The following is a 21,660-nucleotide window of genomic DNA, read 5'->3' on the forward strand; positions in this document are numbered from 1 at the left end:
GCGCTGGCAGTCGCGGCATGATGCTCTTGTTGAACTGCTAGCGACGGTGCCAAGGGGAGTGTAAGAAGACGACGACCTGAATGGGCAAAACGATCGAATAGATCTGGATTGGGAAAACCAGTTAGGGCCTACGAGCTCAGAGCTCGCTCAACAGATTTGGACCTGATCCGCTGATCACCATCCCGGCCCGCGGCTTTTGGAAGTGCCGCATCTCGAGGCCTTACAGAAGACCGCACTCGATCACTCGCCAATAGGGTCAAAAAATTCTTGCACTACGGGCGGCAACCACAGAAGGGCCTACGAGCTCAGAGCTCGCTCAACAGATTTGGACCTGATCCGCTGATCACCATCCCGGCCCGCGGCTTTTGGAAGTGCCGCATCTCGAGGCCTTACAGAAGACCGCACTCGATCACTCGCCAATAGGGTCAAAAAATTCTTGCACTACGGGCGGCAACCACAGAAGGCCCTAGGGGAATTCTTGATCAGAGACATGTATTTTTCCTATCGAGTCATGCTTGCTTTAAGGAAATTCTAACAAGTGCTTAATTCTTGGCAACGAACCAGAGCTGTTCTGACCAGGCATCATAAGGCTTCGGACCGTGTGCATTTGGGTCTATCCAATCCACTCGCCGCTCATTCGACTCGTACAAAAAAGGCCCGACAAAATAGGCGGGCCTCTTTGTACTTTTTCGCAATGACTTACAGCTTGTCGATCAGCTCGGGCACGGCTTCGAACAGGTCGGCGACCAGGCCGTAATCGGCCACCTGGAAGATCGGGGCCTCTTCGTCCTTGTTGATCGCGACGATGATCTTGCTGTCCTTCATGCCCGCAAGGTGCTGGATTGCACCCGAGATGCCGACGGCGATGTACAGGTCAGGCGCGACCACCTTGCCGGTCTGGCCGACCTGCCAGTCGTTCGGTGCAAAGCCCGAGTCGACGGCGGCGCGAGATGCGCCAACGGCGGCGCCCAGCTTGTCGGCCAGTTTCTCGATCAGTGCGAAATCGTCTTCCGAGCCAACGCCACGGCCGCCCGACACGACGATGCCGGCCGAGGTCAGTTCGGGGCGATCGCTTTCTGCGATCTTGTCTTCGACCCATTCCGACAGGCCCGAGGCGGATGCGCCGCCCACGGTTTCCACGGCGGCCGAGCCACCGGTACCGGCTGCGTCAAAGCTGGCGGTGCGGAAGCTGACAACCTTTTTCGCGTCCCGGGATTTCACGGTCTGGATCGCGTTGCCGGCATAGATCGGCCGTTGATAGGTGTCGGCATCGACCACGCCCGAAGCGTCCGAGATCACCATCACGTCCAGCAGGGCCGCCACGCGGGGCAGCACGTTCTTGGCGTCGGTGGTGGCGGGCGCCACGATATGGCTGTAATCGCCCGACAGCGACACGATCAGCCCCGCGGTGGGCTCCGCCAGGCGGTGGCCCAGGCTGGCATCCTCGGCGACCAGAACCCGGGACACGCCGTCGATCCTGGCGGCGGCGGCGCCCGCGGCGGCGGCGGATGCGCCAGCGGCCAGAACGGTGACATCACCCAGTGCCCTGGCCGCGGTCACGGCTTTCGCGGTCGCGTCCAGAGCCAGTTCGCCATCGGTGACTTCGGCAAGAAGAAGAACAGCCATCACACAACCCCCGCTTCCTTGAGTTTCGCAACAAGCTCGTCCACCGAGCCCACGATTTCGCCCGCCTTGCGCGTTTCGGGCTCGTCGGTCTTGACGATCTCCAGGCGCGGGCTGACATCGACGCCGTAATCGGCGGCGGTCTTTTCGTCCAGCGGCTTTTTCTTTGCCTTCATGATGTTGGGCAGCGACGCATAGCGCGGCTCGTTCAGGCGCAGGTCGACGGTGACAATGGCGGGCATCGTGACGTTGATGGTCTGCAGGCCGCCGTCCACTTCGCGGGTCACAACGGCCTTGTCGCCATCGATGTCCAGCTCCGAGGCAAAGGTTCCCTGCGACCACCCCAGCAGCGCCGACAGCATCTGACCGGTGGCGTTCATGTCGTTGTCGATCGCCTGTTTGCCAGCCAGGACCAGGCCGGGGGCCTCTTCCTCGACGACCTTGGCAAGGATCTTGGCGACGGCCAGGGGCTCGATGTCGGTGTGCACGTCGTCAGCGGCAACGACCAGGATTGCGCGATCAGCGCCCATGGCCAGCGCGGTGCGCAGGGTTTCCTGGCTCTGCTTCACACCGATCGAGACGACGACGACCTCGTCTGCCTTGCCGGCTTCTTTCAGGCGGATGGCCTCTTCGACGGCGATCTCGTCAAAGGGGTTCATCGACATTTTCACGTTGGCAAGATCGACACCACTTCCGTCCGCTTTGACGCGCACTTTCACGTTGTAGTCGATCACGCGTTTGACAGGCACAAGCACCTTCATCTACGATCTCCTTGGGTTGTTAGATATGGTTTCTACCGACCTATCGGTCGTTGAATTCGGGTTTTCTTTTCTCGGAGAACGCTTTCATGGCCTCTGGAAAATCATGCGCGCACAGCAAAACGCTTTGGGCATCGCGCTCGATGTCCAGCGCCTCCAGATAGCTGCACTCTGCTGCGGCGCGCATCACGCGCTTGGCGGTCTGAATGCCGAACATCGGGTGTGGGGCGATCTCGTGGGCAATTTCCAGAGCGCGTTGCTCGACCTGGTCGGCGGGTACGCATTCTTCGACAACGCGCAGTTCCCTGGCGGTGCGCCCGTCTATTTCACGACCTGTGAGAACAAGCATCCGCGCCACGCCCGCACCGGCACGCTGCTGAAGCAGCCAGCTCGAGCCGGTGTCGGGACAGCCGCCGACGCGCGCAAAAACTTCGCACAACCGGGCATCTTCGGCGGCTACGACGATATCCGCAGACAGCGCCAGGCTGAGACCCGCACCAAATGCCACCCCGCATACAGCAGAAATCAGAGGCTTCCGAAACAGATAGGCTGCGCGTCCGCCATCGTGAACCCGGTCGACCATTTCCGATGTCGCCCTTGCGCCTTTCGCGATTTCAGCCTGAAATCCAACGAGATCGCCGCCGCTGCTGAAATGATCGCCGCCTGTCATGACAACGACGCGGATTACATCATCCTGTTCAGCCTCGCGCAGGAGCGCCACCAGTTCTTCGACGAACCCGATGCTGTAAGGGTTGCGCTTTGCTGGCTGAAGAAAGCGCAGGACGCCGATGGGGCCTTCCCTGTCCAATCGCATCAAGTCGCTCATGGTATGTCTCCTTCAGGTTCCGGTCCAGACCGGCGTGCGCTTTTCGGCAAAGGCCTTGGGGCCTTCAATGGCATCATTGCTGGCATAGACTACCTCGTGCAGGCGCTTGCCTTCCTCAAGGCCACCCGCACAGCCCAGATCCATGGTTGCGCGAACGCCGCCTTTCGCCGCAATCACCGAAAGCGGCGCCGCGCTGGCGATGCGTCTGGCCAGTTCGAGCGCGCGTGAGCGAACGGCATCGGGCGTCTCTTCGAGGTAGTTGGTGAACCCGTAATCGTGCAAACGTTCGATTGGCATCAGGTCGCCGGTCAGAACAATTTCCATCAAGATGGGCTGCGGCAACATCGACAGCGCCGGCGACGCCCAAGGCGATCCGCGCCCGATCTTCACCTCGGTGATGCCGACCTTGGTCCCCTTGAGTCCGACCCGCAAATCGCAATTCAGCGTCAGCATCATGCCGCCCGCCATCAGCGACCCGGTCATCGCCGCGATGATCGGTTTCTTGCAGTCGCGCATGGTCTCGTGAAACGGATCGCGCATCTTGGACAGAATATCGACGCCCTCATCGCGGGCGATCTGCGTGGCTTCCTTCAGATCCAGCCCCGCGCTGAAAACCCCGCAATCGGCAGAGGTTAGAATTGCCACGCGCACGTTGTCATCCGCTTCGATCTGTTCCCAGGCATCGGTCAACCCGTTTGTCGCGGCCACGGAAAGCGCATTCTTGCGCTCGGGCCGGTTGATTGAGACGGTCGCGATACCGTCCGCGATGTTCACGTCAATGGGGCTCATGATGCCTGCCTCGTATTCTTTGGATAAACCTGGGGCGAAGCTTCCCCGCGACAGGTTTGCCGCGGGGAAGTTCATGCTTGTTCGGCCGACTTATTCGGTGGTGAACGTCGCCGAGCTGTGCTTGATGACTTCCCACACAACGTCGAGATAATCGGCGCTCCAGTCGGTCTGCGGAACCCAGGTTTCGCCATTCCATTGTTCGACGCGCGTCTTGCCGCCGCCACCGTGGTCTTTGTCGGTCACTGTAACCGGAGCCATGACGCCGTTGCCATCGAAGTTCTCGATCGATTCATAGGCCGCCTTCATGCTCTCCGGCGTGATCGGCCAGCCGTTTTCGGAAATTGCGATACGTGCAGCCTCAAAACCGGCCGAGTAAATCGCCATGCCAGTGTTGTAGTAAACGTCACGGACCAGTTCTTCGGGCCCGCTGCCCTTGCCATTGGCATAGTAGGTGTCCAGCATCGTCTTCACGATCGGAACTTCCTGGCCACCGGCCACGTTGGTTCCGCGCAGAATGCCCTTCGCCTCTTGTGCGCCGATGTTGGCGATATCCACTTCGTTCAGCCAGTTTACCGCCAGATACCGGTCAATCGGGAAACGGTTGCGGCGCATTTCCTTGGAGGCGACCACGTGTCCGCCGGCAAGCAGCCAGCTGATCACATAGTCAGGCTTGTCGCGGCGAATCTTGCTCCATGCGCCGGCTTGATCCGAACCGGGGAGCGGCACAGGATAAAGCTCCAGCTCAAATCCTTCCTTTTCAGAAAGTGTTTTCAGGATCTCGATCGGTTCCTGACCGAAGGGGTAATCCAGATAGATAAAGCCAATCCTCGCGTTGGACAGATCACCGTCCATCTGGCCCTTGATGAAGGCAACGTCATTTGCCGCCTGCTGCCAGTACGTCGGACCGACCGGGAAAACCCATTCGAACACTTCGCCATCCACGGCGTCGCCGCGGCCAACGAAGGATTGCATCAGAACGTTGCCGTCTTTCATGGCACGCGGCAAAACAGCGTTCGTGACCGGCGTGGACAGGAAATTGAAGGTGAAGACACCGTCGCGCTTGAGTTGCTCATAGCATTCAACGCCACGCTGGGGTTCGTTGCCGTGATCGCGCACGATTATTTCCACCGGATGCCCTTCGATGCCACCGTTGTCGTTGGTGTACATCGCCAGATCCTGCGCGGCCTGGGCCACTTGTGGCGAGATGAAGGTATACGATTTACTGAGGTCGAAGCACAGCCCGAACCGGATCGGTTCCTTGTCTTGCGCGGACGCAAGCGTCCCACCTGTTGCCAACGCTGCGGCAAGAGCCACAGTCTTGAGTTGCTTTGTAAGGTTCACCATGTTTTCCTCCCATGGATGATGGTCTACCGGCTTGATCCTGTTCCGGGCGCGCCGCAGCCGTTCACGGCAGGTGCCCATCTTTCGGTCGCTTTTTATTGTTCGTATTTCGAAGAGCTTTCCTTCACCACTTCTCATACGACATCGGTGTATTCCGCGATCCAGTCGGTTTGCGGCACCCAGGCCTTGCCGTCCCACATTTCGATACGCGTTTTGCCGCCACCGCCATGATCGTCGGCGGTCACCGTGATCGGGGCCATCAGCCCGTTCGCGTCATAGCCTTCAAGCGCTTCCAGCCCCGCCTTGTAAGACTTCGCGGTGATCGGAAGGCCTTCCTTTTCGACCGCTTTGCGCGCGGCCTCAAACATGATCGAATACATGGCCAGTCCGGTGTTGTAGAAAACGTCCTGCGTCTTCTCCAGCGGGCCGGAACCTTGTCCCTTGTCATAGAGCTCGGTCATGATTTCCTGGTACAGGGCAACATCCTGTCCACCCACGACATTGGTGCCGCGTTTGATGCCGATGGCTGCTTCGTTGCCGATATTGGCAATGTCCACCTCGTTCAGCCAATTGACGGAAATGTATTTCTCCATCGGGATGCCATTTCGCTTCATCTCTTTCGAGGCGACCACATGCGCGCCTCCCAGCATCCAGACGATCACGTGGTCAGGCTTCTCGCGGCGCACCTTGGACCACACACCGGCCTGATCACTGCCCGGAAGCGGCACGGGATAGAGTTGAAGCTCGAAACCCTCTTTCTCGGACAGGGTTTCGAGAATCTCGATTGGCTCCTGCCCGAAGGGATAATCGAAGTAAACAAACCCCACCTTCACGTCCGACAAGTCGCCGTCATGCAATTGCTTGATGTAGGCGACGTCGTTGGCGGCCTGCCCCCAATAGGTAGGCCCGATCGGATAGACCCAGTCAAAGACCGTGCCATCCACGGCATCGCCGCGGCCGACAAGTGACTGCATCAGGATACGTCCATCTTCCATGGCCCGCGGAAGGATAGCCAGAGACACCGGGGTGGACAGTGTATCGAAGACGAACACTCCCTCGCGGCTGAGCTTGGAGTAGCACTCGATCCCGCGCTGCGGCTCGTTCCCGTGATCGCGCACGATAACCTCGACCGGTTCTCCTCCGATGCCGCCCTTCATATTGACCAGTTTGGCGAGATCCTGTGCCGCCTGGGCAACCTGCGGCGTGGCAAAGGTATAGGCTTTGCTGAGGTCGTAGCAGATGCCGATCTTGAATGGCTCAGCCTGGCTCTGCGTTCCGGCTGCCATGCCGGTCATCAGCGATATGGCGGCTAACGCCTTTGTAAGTGCCTTCATCATGTCCCCCCTGAACAGTCTTGGTTAAAACTTCAGCTCAGCCAGCGTTTGCGGCGGCTGTAGTGTTTGACATTGTGAAAATCGGTGGCCTCCCCGCCGCCGAGATAAAACTCCTGAATATCGGAGTTGGATTTGAGCGCCTCAGCCGTGCCATGCATGACAACACGGCCGTTTTCGATCAGATAGCCTTCGGAAACGATCTCCAGTGCGGCCAGGGCGTTCTGTTCCACCAGCAGGACAGACATGCCCTCCTCCTGATTGATCTTTTGCAGGATGCCAAAGATCTCTTCGACCAGGAACGGGGCAAGGCCAAGACTTGGTTCATCCAGCATCAACAGTTTCGGCTGCGTCACCAGGGCCCTGCCGATGGCGAGCATCTGTTGCTCGCCACCCGACAAATAGCCTGCTTGCGAATTGCGGCGTTCGGCAAGTCGTGGGAAATAGTCGTAGATCTTTTCCTTTTCCGCATTCAGAACCGACCGGGACATGCCGCGCGGCGCGGCAGCGGTCAGGTTCTCGTCCGGCGTCAGATGCTCAAAGACCCGTCGCCCTTCGATAACGTGACAGATGCCCATCTCGACGCGCTTTTGGGCAAGCATCTCGGTGATGTCCGTTCCCTGGAACTTGACTTCGCCCCGGCTGATACGTCCGCGCTCCGCCTTCAAAAGACCGCTGATCGCTTTTAGCGTGGTGCTTTTTCCCGCTCCGTTTGAGCCAAGGAGCGCGATCATCTCGCCCGTTGGCACCTGGATCGAAACGCCTTTGATCGCCAGCATTACATTGTCATACAGCACCTCGACACTGTTCATTGACAGAATGGGCGCGGCTTCAACTTTTTCTTGCATCGGCATTTCCCTTATTTCTTAAACTGATCGAAGGGCCAGACCATCAGGTAGTCTCTGATGTTGCCGTAGAGTTTTCCCAAACCAAGCGGTTCGATCAGAAGGATAATGACGATCAGCGCGCCATAGACCGCATTTGGGATGTGAGCGAGCGTTTCAACATTGATCTGCATACCAAGCCCCTCGCTCACGGTGACGACGAGACCGTTCACCAAACCGGGGACAAGAAGGATCAGAGCAACACCGAAATAGGATCCGATTACGCTGCCGAGGCCGCCAACGATCACCATAGCAAGAACCTGGATTGAAACGGAGACTGAGAACTGTTCAGGCGCGGCAAGAAAGAAGAAGGTGGCAACAAGCAAGGCACCGCTGACACCCGCGATGAACGACGATGTCGCGAAAGCCAGGATCTTGTAGTAGAAGCTGTTCACTCCCAGGATCGCGGCGGCAAAGTCCTTCTCCCGAACGGCGACCAGGGCACGGCCAAGCCCGGTGCGCTTGAGGTTGAGCATGAAGATCGTCACCAGCACGCACCATCCCAAGGCGACATAGTAGTACCCGGTGTCAGAAGTGATCTCCTGCCCGAGCAGCGCCAGTGTCGGAGATTGAAGCGACGCGTGTGAGCCCCCCGAAATCGTCGGCGAGTGTGTCAGAACCCAGTCCATCACGAATTGCATCGCGAGCGTCGTGAGCGCGAGATAGAGCCCCTTGACCCGCAATGCGGCAAAGGCGAACAGGCTGCCGATCACGGATGACGTCAATCCGCCAAGGATCAGGGCAAACTCCCAAGGCACCCCGAAACGCGCGGCGTGGATCGCCGAGTACGCCCCGACCGCCATCACCGCGGCATAGCCCAAGTGAAGCTGCCCAGCCCAACCTGTCACCAGGTTCAGCCCGAGTGCGGCGGCCGTCCAGATCAGCCACGGGAGCATGTAACTGTTCAAGTAGAGCGAAGGTATGATGAATGGCGCAGCAAGGCCCAACAGGAAGATGAACGCGGCCAGGTTCCGGTCGGCAGGCACCTTGAAGATACGGCTGTCCGAAACATAGTTCGCGTGGTGGACACCGGAAAGTCTATAAAACATCCCTTACACCCTTTCGATGTCGTGACGGCCGAACAGACCGTGCGGGCGGATCATCACCGTAAGAATGAGCACGACGGCGACGATAAGCTCGCGGCTCCCGCCTCCGACCAGCGGATCGAGGAAATCGGCGCCGACGTTTTCGACCACCCCCAGAATGATGCCCGCGACCACGGCGCCAAGAATGGAATCGAGACCGCCAAGAACTGCCACCGTCAGCCCCTTGAGCAGCAACAGCGACAGCGCCTGATCGACACCCTGGATTTCGCCCCAGATCACACCTGCCGCCACGGCCACCACAGACGCCAGCGCCCAGGATAGCCCGACACCGCGCTCGACCGAGACACCAACCGACCACGACGCCATGTAATCATCCGCGATCGCCCGCAGCTTGATCCCGGTGCGGGTCCGGAAGAACAGCATGAACGCGACGAACAGAGCCAGCGCGACGCCTGCACCGACAAGATGGATGCGGCTAACGAAGATGTCGCCCAGGAACAGCGGCTCATAGCTGACGCCCAGTTCCATCGAACGCGACGTCCCGCCCCAGATTGCAAGCGTTGTGCCCCGCAGGAAAATATCGAGGCCAAGTGTTAGCATCAGGATCATGACGACCGGGCGTCCGGCAAGACGCCGCAGCGCCACCCGCTCGATGCCAAAACCCAGGCCGCACATGATGACCGCGGCCAGCGGAATGGCCAGCCACAAAGGCAGACCCGCATCGTGCGACAGGACAAGAACCACGTAGGCCCCCACCATCGTCAGCCCGCCCTGCGCCAGATTGGGCACCGAAGACGCCTTGTAGATCAGCACAAGTCCGATGGCGAACAGCGAATACAACAGGCCCGTCAGGGCCCCGTTGATCGCAAGCTCGGCTAGAAATATCCAGTCCATTTATACCTCCCTGATGGGAAGGATTCTTTCAACCTTCCCTACTTCCCCGGTCTCGTAAGTCACCTGCGCGCTTACATGGACCTCTTTTGAACCGTCGTAGAGTGCCGCGATCACATCAGCGTAGCGTTCCTGAACGACCTTGCGCCGCAGTTTTCGGGTTCGCGTGATCTCGCCATCGTCGGGGTCGAACTCTTTCGGCAGACTGACAAAGCGCTTCAGGCGCAATGGTTTGGTGACGGCCTTGTTGACCCGCTCAAACGCCTCGCCCAGCAATGCCGCGACCTCTTCGCGCTGCGACAGATCGGCATAAGACACATAAGGCACGCCGTTCACCTCGGCCCAGTGCCCCACAGCCTCGAAATCCACACAGACCATTGCCGTCAATTCATCAAGGCCCGCGCCGATCACCGCCGCGTCCTTGATATACGGGCTGAATTTCAGCCGGTTCTCGATGTAGTTTGGCACATAACGTTCACCGCCAGCCGTATGCATAACCTCGGAGACACGGCCCAAAACGACGAGGTGGCCGTCATCCTCCAGATAACCGGCATCGCCGGTATGCAGCCAGCCGCCCGCAAGGGCTTCAGCGGTCGCTTCGGGCTTGTTGAAGTAGCCTTCAAACACGCTGTCCGAACGCACCAGGATCTCGCCGTCCTCGGCGATGCTCACCTCGACGCCAGGTGCGGGTTTGCCAACGGTATGGAGGCGCACCTCGCCCGGAGCCTGAATCGCATTGATCGCGCTATTTTCGGTCTGGCCGTAGAGTTGGCGCAATTTGATTCCCAGGGCTCGGTAGAAAACAAAAGTGTCCTCACCGATTGCTTCGCCGCCAGTGAACGCGTTCTTCAGACGACTCATCCCGAACTGGTCCTTGATCGGACCAAAAACGATCGCCTCGCCCAAAAGTCGGCCCAAAGGCTCTAGTGCACCGCCGCTAATGCCATTCAGCTTGCGTGTCTCGGCGGCGATAGCCCGGTCCATGAAGAAATGGTACAGCCATTTTTTGACCGGGGTCGAATTCTCGATACCCACCTGGACCGTCGTCAGCATCTGGTCCCAGCTTCTCGGCGCCGCCAGATAAAATGTCGGAGCGATTTCGCGCATGTCGCGAACGATGGTTTCCTGGCGTTCAGGCACGTTCACGGTGAACCGGCAGAGCAGCGCCGCCGCGACGGTAATGGCGAAGTCGCCCACCCAGGCCATCGGCAGATAGGCGAGGATTTCCTCATTGTCGTCGAATGCACCCGCTGCATGCCCGTTCCTTGCCGCAGCAAGAACGTTTTTCTGACTCAGAACGATACCTTTGGGCTTGCCCGTGGTCCCTGACGAATGCATGAAAATGGCTGGATCGCCGGGTTTTGCCCGACCAAAGAGCTCATCGCGCAAACTTGGTGCTTCGTTCAAATCGTGCTGACCGACTTCGATCAGGTGATCCCAGGACATCAGCCCTTCAACCTCATAGAATCCGAGGCCTCGCGCTTCATCATAAATAATGTGGTTGATACCTTCAGCGCCCGCGCCCTTCAGTTCCAGGATCTTGTCTACCTGTTCCTGATCTTCGGCGATGGCCGCGACAATTTCGACTTCGCCAAGAAAGTGCCGAAGTTCTTCGAGTGTCGCGCCGGGATAGGCCGGCATTGCATAGGCACCAAGCAACGAAACAGCCAGCATGCCGCCATATAGCCGTGCACGGTTGTCGCCCAGGATAAGTACTGCCTTGCCCGGCTTTACGCCGATTTTTTCAAGTCCGGCCGCGCAGGCAAGCACCTCTTCGGCGTATTCCGCCCAAGTGGTTTCTTTCCAGATCCCACGCTCTTTCTCGCGAAGTGCGATTTCCGATCCATGTCTCGAGGCGTTCAGCGCCAGCAGTGCGCCAATCGTTTCGCCGCCCGAAGACTGTTTCTGCGTCAAATCAGTCATGCGACCCTCCGATATATGCCTCGATGACCCGCGGGTCTTTTACAACGTCCTTCGGGATGCCGCTTGCGATCATTTCGCCATAATTCAGGGCCAGCATCCGATCACAGATGCCGGTGATGACATCCATATGATGCTCGATCAGCAGAACGCTGACGCCACGCTCGGCACGGGCATCCAGAATGAAGCGGGACATATACCCCTTCTCTTCCTGATTCATGCCTGCCATCGGCTCATCGAGTATCAACATTTGCGGCTCGGCCACCAATGCCCGCGCAAGTTCGACCCGTTTTTTCAGCCCGATCGGAAGACCATCGACCAGTTCATGTCGGATGCTTTCAAGCTGTAGAAACTCGATCACCTCCTCGACGATCTTGCGGTTCTCGATTTCTTCACGCTGTGCAGCCCACCAATAGAAAGCCGTGCGAAAGACGCCCGGTTTCATATGGATGTGCCGCCCGAGCAGGATGTTGTCCAGAACGCTCATCCCGTTGAAAAGGGCAAGGTTCTGGAACGTCCGCGCAACCCCGAGCTTGGCAACCTTATGAGGCGCTGTGCCCGTGATGTCTTTTCCCGCCAGCCGGACAGTACCTACGTTTGGCGGATAAAACCCGGTAATTGCGTTCGTTAGCGTTGTCTTGCCGCTGCCATTCGGTCCGACAAGCCCAAAGATCTCCCCTTGCCGAATGACGAGATCAACACCGGTGACAGCGACGATGCCGCCAAACCGTCGTTCGACCCCGTTGCACTCTAGTATCGCCTTATCATCGGCACCGATTGCTGTTTTGCTCTTCGTCGTCATCTAGATACTATTGTCCCCACTAAGGTTCATGGCTTTCATCAGGAAATCTGGAAGTAGTCCGGTCGCCCCGTTGGCCACGGGTCCCCCCACAATTGCTGCCCACCGTCGATGTTCAGAACTTCACCGGTTATGAATTTTCCTGAATTGGCCGCCATATAGACAACACCTTCAGCGACATCCCATTCGTCGCCGGCGTGCCGCATCGGATTGGAATCCTGGAAGGTAGCAGCACCCTCTGGAGGGTAGTTCCCGAAACCATTGCTTTCGCAGCAACCCGGCGCCACGCAGTTGACGCGAATATCATGCGGCGCCCACTCCACCGCCACCGATTTGGACAGGTAAATCACCCCCGCCCGGGCCGCACAGGTATGTGCGATGCCGGGCATGCCGCGCCAGATATCGGCCACGATGTTCACGATGGAACCCGATTGCTTGTTTTCAACCCAGTGGCGCGTCGTGGATTGCATCATCCACCAGGTTCCGTTGAGGTTGGTGTCAATGACGGCGGTCCAGCCCTTCGGGGAAAAATCCAGCGCAGCCTGCGGAAACTGCCCCCCCGCATTGTTCACCAGAACGTCTATGGAGCCGAATTCCTGATTCGTCTTAGCGACAAAATCCTCGACCTGTTCAGGGTCACGGATGGTCATGGGCACGGCGAAAACTCTGCCCCCAAAACTCTCGAGGTACTCTTTGGCCGAGGCCAGCTTTTCCTCGTTGCGTCCATTGATCGCCAGATTGGCGCCCAGCCTGGCGAACAGGGTCGCAATCGCCAACCCCAAACCTCCGCCTGCACCGGTTACAACAACGGTTTTACCCGCGAACAAATCGCCAGCATACACGGTTGAGCGTTTTGACAGGTCTTCTCGCGAAGACCCGAACTGCGTCTCACTCATGACGCCTCCTCCCTTTTCCCCTATTGCGGGGCATTGTCTGTTAATCTAACGGCTGTTAGAAAAATAATCAAGTAGCGAATACGCGCTATCCCAATCCGTGTCTCGCGGTCAGTAAGACTTTGGAAGTCCTAGCGCTTTTTCAGCAATGAATGATAACAACATCTGCGGCGTCACAGGTACAATGCGGAACAAGAGCGCTTCTCTGACCAGACGTTCCACGTGATATTCCTTTGCGTAACCGAATCCGCCAAAGGTGATCTGTGCGGCCTCGGTCGCCTCAACCGCGGCGTCGGCGGCCAATAGCTTGGCTGCGTTCGCCTCGATGCCGCAGGGCTCCCCCGCATCGTAAAGGGCGGCGGCGTGCATCACCATGAGATTGGCCGATTCCACCCGCGCCCAAGCCTGAGCGAGCGGATGCTGAACGCCCTGATTCTGACCGATGGGCCGGTCGAAAACCACTCGTTCATTGGCATATTGCGCCGCGCGGGTCAGAGCGTTGCGTGCGATGCCGATGCATTCGCCCGCCACAAGGATGCGTTCTGGATTCAGCCCATGCAGAATTTGCCGAAACCCTTTGCCCTCTTCTCCGATCAGGTCTTCGGCAGGTATCGGCAACCCGTCGATGAAGACCTCGTTCGAATCGACAGCCTTGCGCCCCATCTTTTCGATCTCTCGCACATCAACGAAATTTCGGTTGAGTTCGGTATAGAACAGGCTCAGCCCTTCGGTCGGGTTAGTCACATCCTCAAGCCGCGTTGTTCTGGCCAGAAGCAACATTTTGTCCGCCACCTGCGCAGTCGAAATCCAGACCTTTTGACCATGCACGACATACCTGTCCCCCTGTCGCACCGCCATGGTCTTTAGCTTTGTGGTATCCAGGCCGGTTGTCGGCTCGGTCACGGCGAAACACGCCTTTTCATCACCCGCGATTAGGGGGGGCAACATGCGCGCGCGCTGTTCATCAGTCCCGAACTTCACCACCGGGTTGAGCCCGAAAATGTTCATGTGGATGGTCGAGGCCCCGCTCGCCCCAGCCCCGGACTCGGCAATCGCCTGCATCATGATCGTCGCTTCAGTGATCCCCAGGTCGGCGCCGCCGACCGCTTCAGGCATGGCGATGCCAAGCCAACCGCCATCGGCCATTGCCCTGTGCAAATCATGCGGAAAACCACCGTTGCGATCCCGGTCCAGCCAGTAGTCATCGTCGAATTGTGCACAAATCCGCAGAATATGGTCCCGGACTTCCTGTTGGTCGGTGGTCATTCTAAATGTCATGGCGTCCCCTTGCCTTCCAGTCTCACGAGTCCTGCCTCACAAAGGTCAGAGATCTGCTCATCATCAAGGCCAAGATCGTTTAGAATACTTCGGCTGTCTGCGCCGGGCGATCTTCCCAGCCAGCGAAGTTCACCGGGCGTCGCGCTTAGATGCGGGATCGGACCGATGACTTGGGTCTGCTCGCCGTCGACCGATACGATGTTCCCGCGATGGCGTATCTGCTCATTGGTCGTGATCTCCTCGACGCTAAACACCCGAGAGGCAACCGCATCATGTCGGGCGAATACAGCCGTAACTTCTTCAGCGGTGTGCTGCGTGACGAAATCATTGATCGCGTCAAAGACCACCGCCATGTGCTGCGACATCTCGCCGAGTGTCTCGAACCGCGGGTCATCGGCCAAAGAGTCCCCTCCGACCGCCCGCAACAGGCGTTGCGCTGTTTCCGCGCTACCTGCCGAGACGGTCAGCCAAACCCCATCAGACGTGCGGAACATGCCCCCCGGCGCAAAGTCCATCGGCTGGCGCAGCCCGTTGCGCCGCGGCGAAAGGTTAGCACCCGTCAACGCGGGAACAGGATAGTCCATCAATCGAAGCAGCGCTTCGAATACCGCCAGATCGACAACCTGACCCCGTGCTATCCCCTTTTCGCGGGCGAACAGCGCAATCATGATTCCCAATGCGCCCATCAGACCTGTCGTGCTGTCGGCCGCCGGAAATCCGGGGTGCATCGGCGGCCCGTCGGGGAAACCAGTCAGATAGGCCAGACCGCTCATAGCCTCAGCCGCGCGCCCGAAAGCCGGCACGTCGCGCATCGGGCCATCCTGACCGTAACCCGATACACGCAGAATAACCAGATCCGGGTTCCATTCATGCAGGGTTTCGGGTCCAATGCCCGCTCGCTCAAGAACCCCGGGCCGGAAATTCTCAATCAGGACATCGGCGCTTTCAACCATGCTGCGCAGGATGTCCCGGCCTTCATCCGACTTCCAGTTCAGGCACAGGGTTCTTTTATTGCGACCCAGAGTCTTCCACCAAACCCCCACCCCGTCATCCGCCTTGGGTCCGAGTTCGCGCATCATGTCGGCGCGGTCGGGCGCCTCCACCTTGATGATGTCCGCACCGAAATCAGAGAGCAACGATGCCGACATTGGTCCGGCAATAACATGACCAAGTTCGATGATTTTTAGTTGATGAAGTGGACTGGCCATCGGTTCGCCACGCTCTAATTCTAACATTTGTTAGATTTCTAGCGCAATGGCGGACTAACATCAAGCCATGAAATATTGAAGAGTGATTGCCGGTCACAACGGAAGGCAGCTTCTGAACGCCTTCGGGGCACGACTTAGGATTTGCCCGTCAGGTGTCTGCACGCCGGACGGGCACGTCGAACCGGAACATATGGTTAAACCGAGGCCAGATCGGTTTGTGGTCCGGTCGGCTCGCTCTCCCGCTTCGGTGGACGAATCCGAAAGAGGAGCGCGAAAAGCACGGGCACGGCCACCAACGTCAAGACCGAAGCAAAGGCAAGGCCGCCCATGATGGTCACAGCCATCGAGGCGAAGAAGGCAGCCGGCAGGAGCGGAACCATGCCGAAAATCGTCGTGCCGGCCGCGAGCACCACTGGGCGCAGACGGCTGACCGATCCATTCATCACGGCCTCGTAGTCCGCAACACCATCTGCACGTTGCAGGTCGATATCTTCGACCAGAACGATGGCGTTTTTCATCAGCATGCCCGAAAGCGACAGGAAGCCGAGCAGGGCGGTGAAGGTGAAGGGCAGTCCGGTGAACAGGAGCCCCAAGACCATGCCCGTCACGGACATAGGCACGACGAGCCACAGTATGAGCGGCTGGCGAACTTTGTTGAACATCAAAATCGAGATCGTCAGCATGACGAGAAAGCCCAAGGGAAGCTGTTTGCCAAGGCTTGCCTGAGCATCCTTGGCGCTTTCGTACTCGCCGCCCCATTCCATCGAATAATCATCGGGAAGCGGGAGGGCCTCGATTTGTGTCCGGACACTTCGGAAGGCTTCGTCGGCGGTCAGGTCGCCGCGTGCGCCGCCGAGGGCGGTGATCGTTCGTTCACGGTTGCGCCGGTGAATGAGTGCCTCGACGAGTCGTGGCTCGAACCGCTCGGCAAGGTTGGCCATCGGAACGTATGATCCTCCCCCATCGGACCAAACCGACAGGTCAAGAAGACGGTCGACACCGTCGCGGTCACTCTCGGGAAGACGGAGATGGATTGGGATGACCGTGTCGTCCTCGCGCAGCTCGCCTACACGCAGGCCGGACGTTCCGTAGCGGATGGTATCCGCGATCGCGCTTCGTGTCGCGCCAGCAATGCGCATGCGTGACTCGTCAACAATGGGTTCGACAAGGATCTCTCGCTGTCGCCAATCGGTACGCGGATTGGTGATTGTCCCTGCTTTCTCGAAAATCCTGGTGGCATCGTCCGCGAGCTGGCGCAGGATGACAGGATCTGGTCCCGAAAAGCGGACTGCCACATCGGCGCCGGCGGGCGGACCGAACACGATTTCTTCGACGCGGACCAAGGCGTGGGGGAATTCGGCGGGCAGATCCCGGTTGAGCCGCCTCGCGATGGACGTGATAGCCTCGGCGTCGGCAACTCGAACGATAAGCTGACCGTAGCTCGGATCCGACTGCTCGGGATTATAGGTCAGCATGAAGCGGCTCGCCCCTCTCCCGACGAGGGCGGTCAGGTCCGTCACGCCGTCCTCGTCCAGAAGCATCTGCTCCAGCCGCCGCATTTCAGTGTCGGTGACGTTGATGTCGGTTCCTTGCGGCATCTGGAACTCGACATAGAAGATCGGTGTGTTCGAAGCGGGAAAGAAGGCCTGCTTGACCTGCCCGAAGGCCATGACGGACCAGACGGTCACCCCCACAATCGTCAGGACGACCAGCACACGGGTTCGCAGCGCCAGCCACAGAAACGCGGTAAAGCCCGTAGAATGCGCCCTTGTAAGGATCGGTCGACGTGTCCTTCGGCACTCGGAGCAGCAGCTTGCCGAGGTAGGGCGTAACCGTAACGGCAAGCGCCCAGCTCATCAGTAGCGAGATCGCAATCACCGCAAAGAGCGAGAACAGAAACTCGCCCGTCGCATCCGGCGACAGGCCAATTCCGGAAAAGGCCATGATCCCGATCACGGTCGCACCGAGCAGCGGGATCGACGTCGCGCTTTCCGTTTCTGCCGCCGCCTCCTCTGCGGATTTGCCGCGCGCCATGCCGATCACCATCCCTTCGGTAATGACGATGGCGTTGTCGACGAGCATTCCCATCGCGATGATCAGCGCACTGAGGCTGATCCGTTCCATCGCGATCCCGAAGATCGACATGAAGAACAGCGTCGAGATGACGGTCAGCCCGAGCGTCGCGCCAACCACGAGCCCTGCGCGCCAGCCCATGGTCAGCATCAGCGCCGCGATGACGATGGTGACCGATTGTCCGAGGCTGACGAGAAAGCTTGAAACCGCTTCATCCACGACGACGTGCTGTTCGTAGATCGGAATGATCTCAGCGCCTTCCGGAAGCTCCGCCTCGAGGCGCTCCAGCCGTGCCGACACCGCCTCGCCGACTTCGACCACGTTTCGGTCCGTTAACGCCGAAACGCCGAGGGTGAAGGCTGGGGCGCCGTTTTGCCGGATGATCTGGCTGGGCTGTTCGGCCGACTCACGGGTCACGCGGGCGATGTCATGGACCGCGACCTGGCCGACGTTTCCGGCCGTGCCCAGCCGCAGCGACTCTATACCTTCGGGACTTACATAGCCTGGCGGAACCGATAGGCCGATTCGGGCGGGGCCCTCGGTGATCTCGCCGTTCAAGAACACCTGGTTCTCGTCCGCCAGAATACCCAGGATTTGGTTCGGCGGAAGGCCCAGTTCGGTGAGCCGTGCGGACGGGATCGAGATGTTGATCACCTCTTCGGCAAGGCCCTGAACCTCGACTTTCGCGACGCCATCGACAGTGACCAGCCCGAGCCGCAGGGTCTTGGCCAGGTCGCGCTGTTCCTTCGGGCTCAAACCTTCCGTCGTCACCGCATAGAACATGCCATAGACGTCGCCAAAATCGTCGTTGATGATCGGCGGGCGGGCGCCCGCGGGCAAGTCCCCCTCCACGTCGCGGATGCGGCGGCGCATCTCGTCCCAGACCTGCGGGATTTCGTCCGGCCCATAGGTCATCTCGATCTCGACAGTGATCTGGGCCATGCCCGGCATGGACTTGGACTCCACCCGGTCAAGCTGCTTCATCTGCTGCAACGCATTCTCAACGACGTCGGCGACCTCCTCTTCAACCTCTACGGCCGTAGCGCCGGGATAGGCCACGAAGACAAGCGCCGTCTTGAGGGTGAAGCTGGGGTCTTCGAGGCGGCCGACCGTATTGAGGCCCCAATAGCCGCCAACGAGGCAGAAGATGATGGCGAGCCAAACCGCCACCGGACGCCGAATGCTTGCGCGCGATATGCTGAGTGCCATAGATCCTTTCCCGCCTATCCCAGGAGCACGGGGTCAGAGTCCCGAGACTGCCACCGTCTGGTTTTCTCTAAGCCGCCACCAGCCGCCGGATACGACCACTTCGTCACCTTGGAGGCCTTTCAGAATGGCGATCTCGTCGTCCATCGGAAGGCCCAGACGAACCGTTTTGCGGGCGACCTGGCCAGACGCTTCCTCGTAGATCCAAATGGACGGCTCGGTCCGGCTCGTCGTGTCCACCGCCGATACCGGAACGATGACGGAGTGCGGGCGATCTTCCTCCGCCGCGATCGAGATGCGCACATCCGCCGTCATTCCCGGAAGCAGGCGTGGGTCGATCTTGCCCGTGATTGCGAATTCCACGTCGTAGGTCTGCGCCATGGGATCCACATCCGTGGCGAAGGACCGCAGCACCAGCGGCGCCGTGTAGCCCGGCACCGCCGGGAAAGTCGCAACAACGTCGAAGGCGTCGGGGGACGCCCGCGCGATGGCGGCCAGTTCCTCGGGCAGCGAGATCACGATCCGCATCTCGCTGATATCCTAGAGCCGCACGACCGGCGCGGCCGAGGTGACGTTGACATACTCTTCGATGAAGGCGCGTGCGACGATCGCATCGAAGGGCGCGACGAGCTCGGTTTGTTCGAGGCGCCGCTCGGCCTCGCGAAGCGCAGCGTCTGCCTGTGCCAACTGAGCGCGTGCAGTGTCGAGACGGGCGTCGGCCGCGACTCCCCGTTCGGCGAGACTCGACGCGCGTTCGAATTCGGACTCCGCAAGCTCGAAGGACGCCTGAGTCCGAACGACCGTGAGTTCGAAATCGACCTGATCGAGCTTGGCGTTCACCTCGCCCTCGCGTATCCTGTCGCCCGGTTCGACGTGAAGTTGAATAATCTGTCCCGGCACCTGAAACGCAATATCCACCGTGCGGGCGGGCTCGACGCGGCCGGCAACAGTGCGGGACCGATTGACAGCCCGGGTGAGTGCTCGGGTTACCTCTACCACGACCGGTTGGTCGAGTTCGGGCGCGACCGCCGCTTCGGCAGTTTCATTGGTATCTTTCCTCGCTTGGGCCAACACATCGCTCAGAGGCGCCGGAAGGAACGGAATGGCCAGAGCCGCCGCGACTGCGCCCGCAAGCACGGAAGCGACCCGTTTCCAACTTCGCTTTCTATTCGAGTTCATCGATCATGGTCCTCAAGCGTTCGATGGCGCGATCTCTGAGATCTGCGCCGCCGTCGGGAAGATTCAGGAGTTTCTGGAACCGCAGTCCCTGGATTGCCAGGACAGCGACCATAGCACCCGGAGCGTCTTGCGTCTCGGACACGATACGTTCAAGGTCGTCGGCCAGGTCAACTCGTAGCGGATCGAGCAACGGCGGGTCCAATGCGGCAGCCGCAAGAATGGCCATAGACAGGTCATCGGTAACGCCTTCGGACTGCAGTGCCGTTTCGAGATGACCACGTAAAGTGCGTAGCGGGTGCTGCTCCGGCACACTTCCCAGCAGATCCCGATGTTCGGCCAACATCTGATCCAACAGCCCGGAAAGCAGGGCTTTCTTCGTCGGGAAATTGTAAAGCAAGCCACCCTTGCTGAGGCCTGACTCTTTTGCGACCGCGTCGATCGTGATCCTTCCCGCTCCCTCACGCGCGGCTATCGCACGCGCCGCAGAAAGTATCCTGCGGGACGCATTTCTGGATTCTGCAAGGGGCATGTGCTCACTCAAAACTGTACCGTCCGGTCGGTTCACGTTGAAAACCGGCGCATGTCCCCGATTTCGGCCATGAAGGTGACGGCACTTATCAGCGCCACACCCCGCAATGCCTGCAGCGCATTCACGGCCGGTGCGAGATCCCATTCCGGCAAAAGAGCCTCGATATGTCCGGTCAGCCGGTCCAGGCGTTCGGTGGCATTGCGTTCGGCCTGCATCATTTCCTGAAGGGCGATCTGATGCGCCGGGTGATCGAAGCTCTGGCTTTGCAGCCATCGGCGATACCGCATCGTCCACGGCTTGGTCCGGTGGTAGATCCGCCCGTGGCGCAGCATGAACGCCGAAACGAGCTGGCGTTTGTGCCGCAGGTCCTCTGCCGCGCTTTCGCGAGCACGAACCAGGTCGCGCATTGCCTCATGCGTTTCATCAGGAACCCAAATCGGCGTCAGTTCACCGGCACGTAAGAGCCGCGCCAGTCGAATGGCATCCAGTCGGTCTGTCTTTACGCGCTCACCGGCGCGCACCGGGATCAACGAAGGTGCGACAACACAGCATTCGAAACCGAACGCTCGAACCTGCCGATAAAGGCCATATCCGGTCGGCCCCGCTTCATAGCATACCGAGACAGGCGACTCACGTCCGGAAAGTTTCTTGAGCAGTCGGTCGACGCTGGTAGGGGTATTCTCAAAGGTGCCCAAGCTGAGAACGTCGTCGCTCACACCACCACCGGCAATTGCAACTGCAAGTTTGTCCTTCGAAACATCGATCCCGACATGGATCGCTGGTTTTTCTTTCGTCATGCCTTCCTCCATCGCAGTTCGACGGCACTTGCCGCCATGCGATCAGAATAAAGGCTAAACCGTCATGAGCGTGCCGATGGGAAAAGACATGCGGTCTTACTCTCGGTCGGCAAAAGGCCGGCATACTTCTTCTTCCAGTTGAAGTAAGTCAGCCTGGCTGATGCCTGCCTTGCGGCAGATCTCGGCCACCGGCGTGCCTTCTTCGCCCTGCTTGATGATGAACGCCTTCTGCGCGTCCGTAAACTTCGATGCCTTCATGTGATTCCGCTCCTCTCCCAGCCGGGAAATC

18 protein-coding genes and 2 pseudogenes are annotated in these 21,660 nt (G+C 59.4%); all 20 read right to left on the reverse strand.

Annotated features, from left to right (window positions below; all coding sequences use genetic code 11):
* Positions 1–699: 699 nt before the first annotated feature.
* Positions 700–1,626 carry an electron transfer flavoprotein subunit alpha/FixB family protein gene (locus A3722_RS20610; protein ID WP_067627761.1) on the reverse strand — a complete coding sequence of 309 codons (927 nt, stop codon included), beginning with the start codon at positions 1,624–1,626 and terminating at the stop codon, positions 700–702.
* On the reverse strand, positions 1,626–2,384 hold the full coding sequence (locus A3722_RS20615; RefSeq protein WP_067916412.1) for an electron transfer flavoprotein subunit beta/FixA family protein: 759 nt from the start codon (positions 2,382–2,384) through the stop codon (positions 1,626–1,628). The genes A3722_RS20610 and A3722_RS20615 overlap by 1 nt, the downstream gene beginning before the upstream one ends.
* A 40-nt stretch (positions 2,385–2,424) precedes the next feature.
* Complete coding sequence (locus A3722_RS20620) at positions 2,425–3,207, reverse strand: enoyl-CoA hydratase/isomerase family protein (RefSeq protein WP_067626066.1); 783 nt, start codon at positions 3,205–3,207, stop codon at positions 2,425–2,427.
* 12 nt (positions 3,208–3,219) lie between these two features.
* Positions 3,220–3,996 (reverse strand): enoyl-CoA hydratase-related protein, encoded by a 777-nt coding sequence (locus A3722_RS20625; protein ID WP_067626064.1) that lies wholly within the window; start codon positions 3,994–3,996, stop codon positions 3,220–3,222.
* Positions 3,997–4,086: 90 nt separating this feature from the next.
* Entirely contained in the window at positions 4,087–5,340 is a 1,254-nt protein-coding gene (locus A3722_RS20630) for an ABC transporter substrate-binding protein (RefSeq protein ID WP_067626070.1), read from the reverse strand.
* Positions 5,341–5,471: 131 nt separating this feature from the next.
* Positions 5,472–6,674: an ABC transporter substrate-binding protein gene (locus A3722_RS20635; RefSeq protein WP_067916414.1), complete on the reverse strand. Its 1,203-nt coding sequence runs from the start codon at positions 6,672–6,674 to the stop codon at positions 5,472–5,474.
* A 29-nt stretch (positions 6,675–6,703) separates the two neighbouring features.
* Complete coding sequence (locus tag A3722_RS20640; protein ID WP_067626460.1) at positions 6,704–7,516, reverse strand: ABC transporter ATP-binding protein; 813 nt, start codon at positions 7,514–7,516, stop codon at positions 6,704–6,706.
* 11 nt (positions 7,517–7,527) lie between these two features.
* Complete coding sequence (locus A3722_RS20645; protein WP_067626458.1) at positions 7,528–8,601, reverse strand: branched-chain amino acid ABC transporter permease; 1,074 nt, start codon at positions 8,599–8,601, stop codon at positions 7,528–7,530.
* A 3-nt stretch (positions 8,602–8,604) separates the two neighbouring features.
* Positions 8,605–9,492, reverse strand: a complete 888-nt coding sequence (locus tag A3722_RS20650) for a branched-chain amino acid ABC transporter permease (protein WP_067626456.1) — start codon at positions 9,490–9,492, stop codon at positions 8,605–8,607.
* On the reverse strand, positions 9,493–11,412 hold the full coding sequence (locus tag A3722_RS20655) for an AMP-dependent synthetase/ligase (RefSeq protein ID WP_067916416.1): 1,920 nt from the start codon (positions 11,410–11,412) through the stop codon (positions 9,493–9,495).
* Positions 11,405–12,211, reverse strand: a complete 807-nt coding sequence (locus A3722_RS20660) for an ABC transporter ATP-binding protein (protein ID WP_067624737.1) — start codon at positions 12,209–12,211, stop codon at positions 11,405–11,407. Before A3722_RS20660 ends, A3722_RS20655 begins: the two co-directional genes overlap by 8 nt.
* A gap of 38 nt (positions 12,212–12,249) precedes the next feature.
* A complete protein-coding gene (locus tag A3722_RS20665) occupies positions 12,250–13,104 on the reverse strand; it encodes an SDR family oxidoreductase (RefSeq protein ID WP_067624740.1) in 855 nt (284 codons plus the stop codon).
* Between the two features lie 108 nt (positions 13,105–13,212).
* Positions 13,213–14,379 (reverse strand): acyl-CoA dehydrogenase family protein, encoded by a 1,167-nt coding sequence (locus A3722_RS20670; RefSeq protein WP_067624743.1) that lies wholly within the window; start codon positions 14,377–14,379, stop codon positions 13,213–13,215.
* Positions 14,376–15,587: a CaiB/BaiF CoA transferase family protein gene (locus tag A3722_RS20675; RefSeq protein WP_067624746.1), complete on the reverse strand. Its 1,212-nt coding sequence runs from the start codon at positions 15,585–15,587 to the stop codon at positions 14,376–14,378. The genes A3722_RS20670 and A3722_RS20675 overlap by 4 nt, the downstream gene beginning before the upstream one ends.
* 194 nt (positions 15,588–15,781) lie before the next feature.
* Positions 15,782–18,869: pseudogene (locus A3722_RS20680) on the reverse strand (efflux RND transporter permease subunit).
* 33 nt (positions 18,870–18,902) lie between these two features.
* On the reverse strand, positions 18,903–19,394 hold the full coding sequence (locus A3722_RS25000) for an efflux RND transporter periplasmic adaptor subunit (protein ID WP_236627485.1): 492 nt from the start codon (positions 19,392–19,394) through the stop codon (positions 18,903–18,905).
* Between the two features lie 12 nt (positions 19,395–19,406).
* A complete protein-coding gene (locus A3722_RS25005; RefSeq protein ID WP_067626859.1) occupies positions 19,407–20,045 on the reverse strand; it encodes an efflux RND transporter periplasmic adaptor subunit in 639 nt (212 codons plus the stop codon).
* Positions 20,032–20,574 (reverse strand): TetR/AcrR family transcriptional regulator, encoded by a 543-nt coding sequence (locus tag A3722_RS20690; protein WP_067626857.1) that lies wholly within the window; start codon positions 20,572–20,574, stop codon positions 20,032–20,034. The genes A3722_RS25005 and A3722_RS20690 overlap by 14 nt, the downstream gene beginning before the upstream one ends.
* Positions 20,575–20,606: 32 nt before the next feature.
* Complete coding sequence (locus A3722_RS20695; protein WP_236627486.1) at positions 20,607–21,371, reverse strand: IS110 family transposase; 765 nt, start codon at positions 21,369–21,371, stop codon at positions 20,607–20,609.
* 95 nt (positions 21,372–21,466) lie between these two features.
* A pseudogene (locus A3722_RS20700) lies at positions 21,467–21,629 on the reverse strand (transposase); the annotation flags it as partial.
* Positions 21,630–21,660: the final 31 nt, after the last annotated feature.

Origin of the sequence: Sulfitobacter sp. HI0027, assembly GCF_001634775.1 — a bacterium.
GTDB lineage: Bacteria > Pseudomonadota > Alphaproteobacteria > Rhodobacterales > Rhodobacteraceae > Sulfitobacter.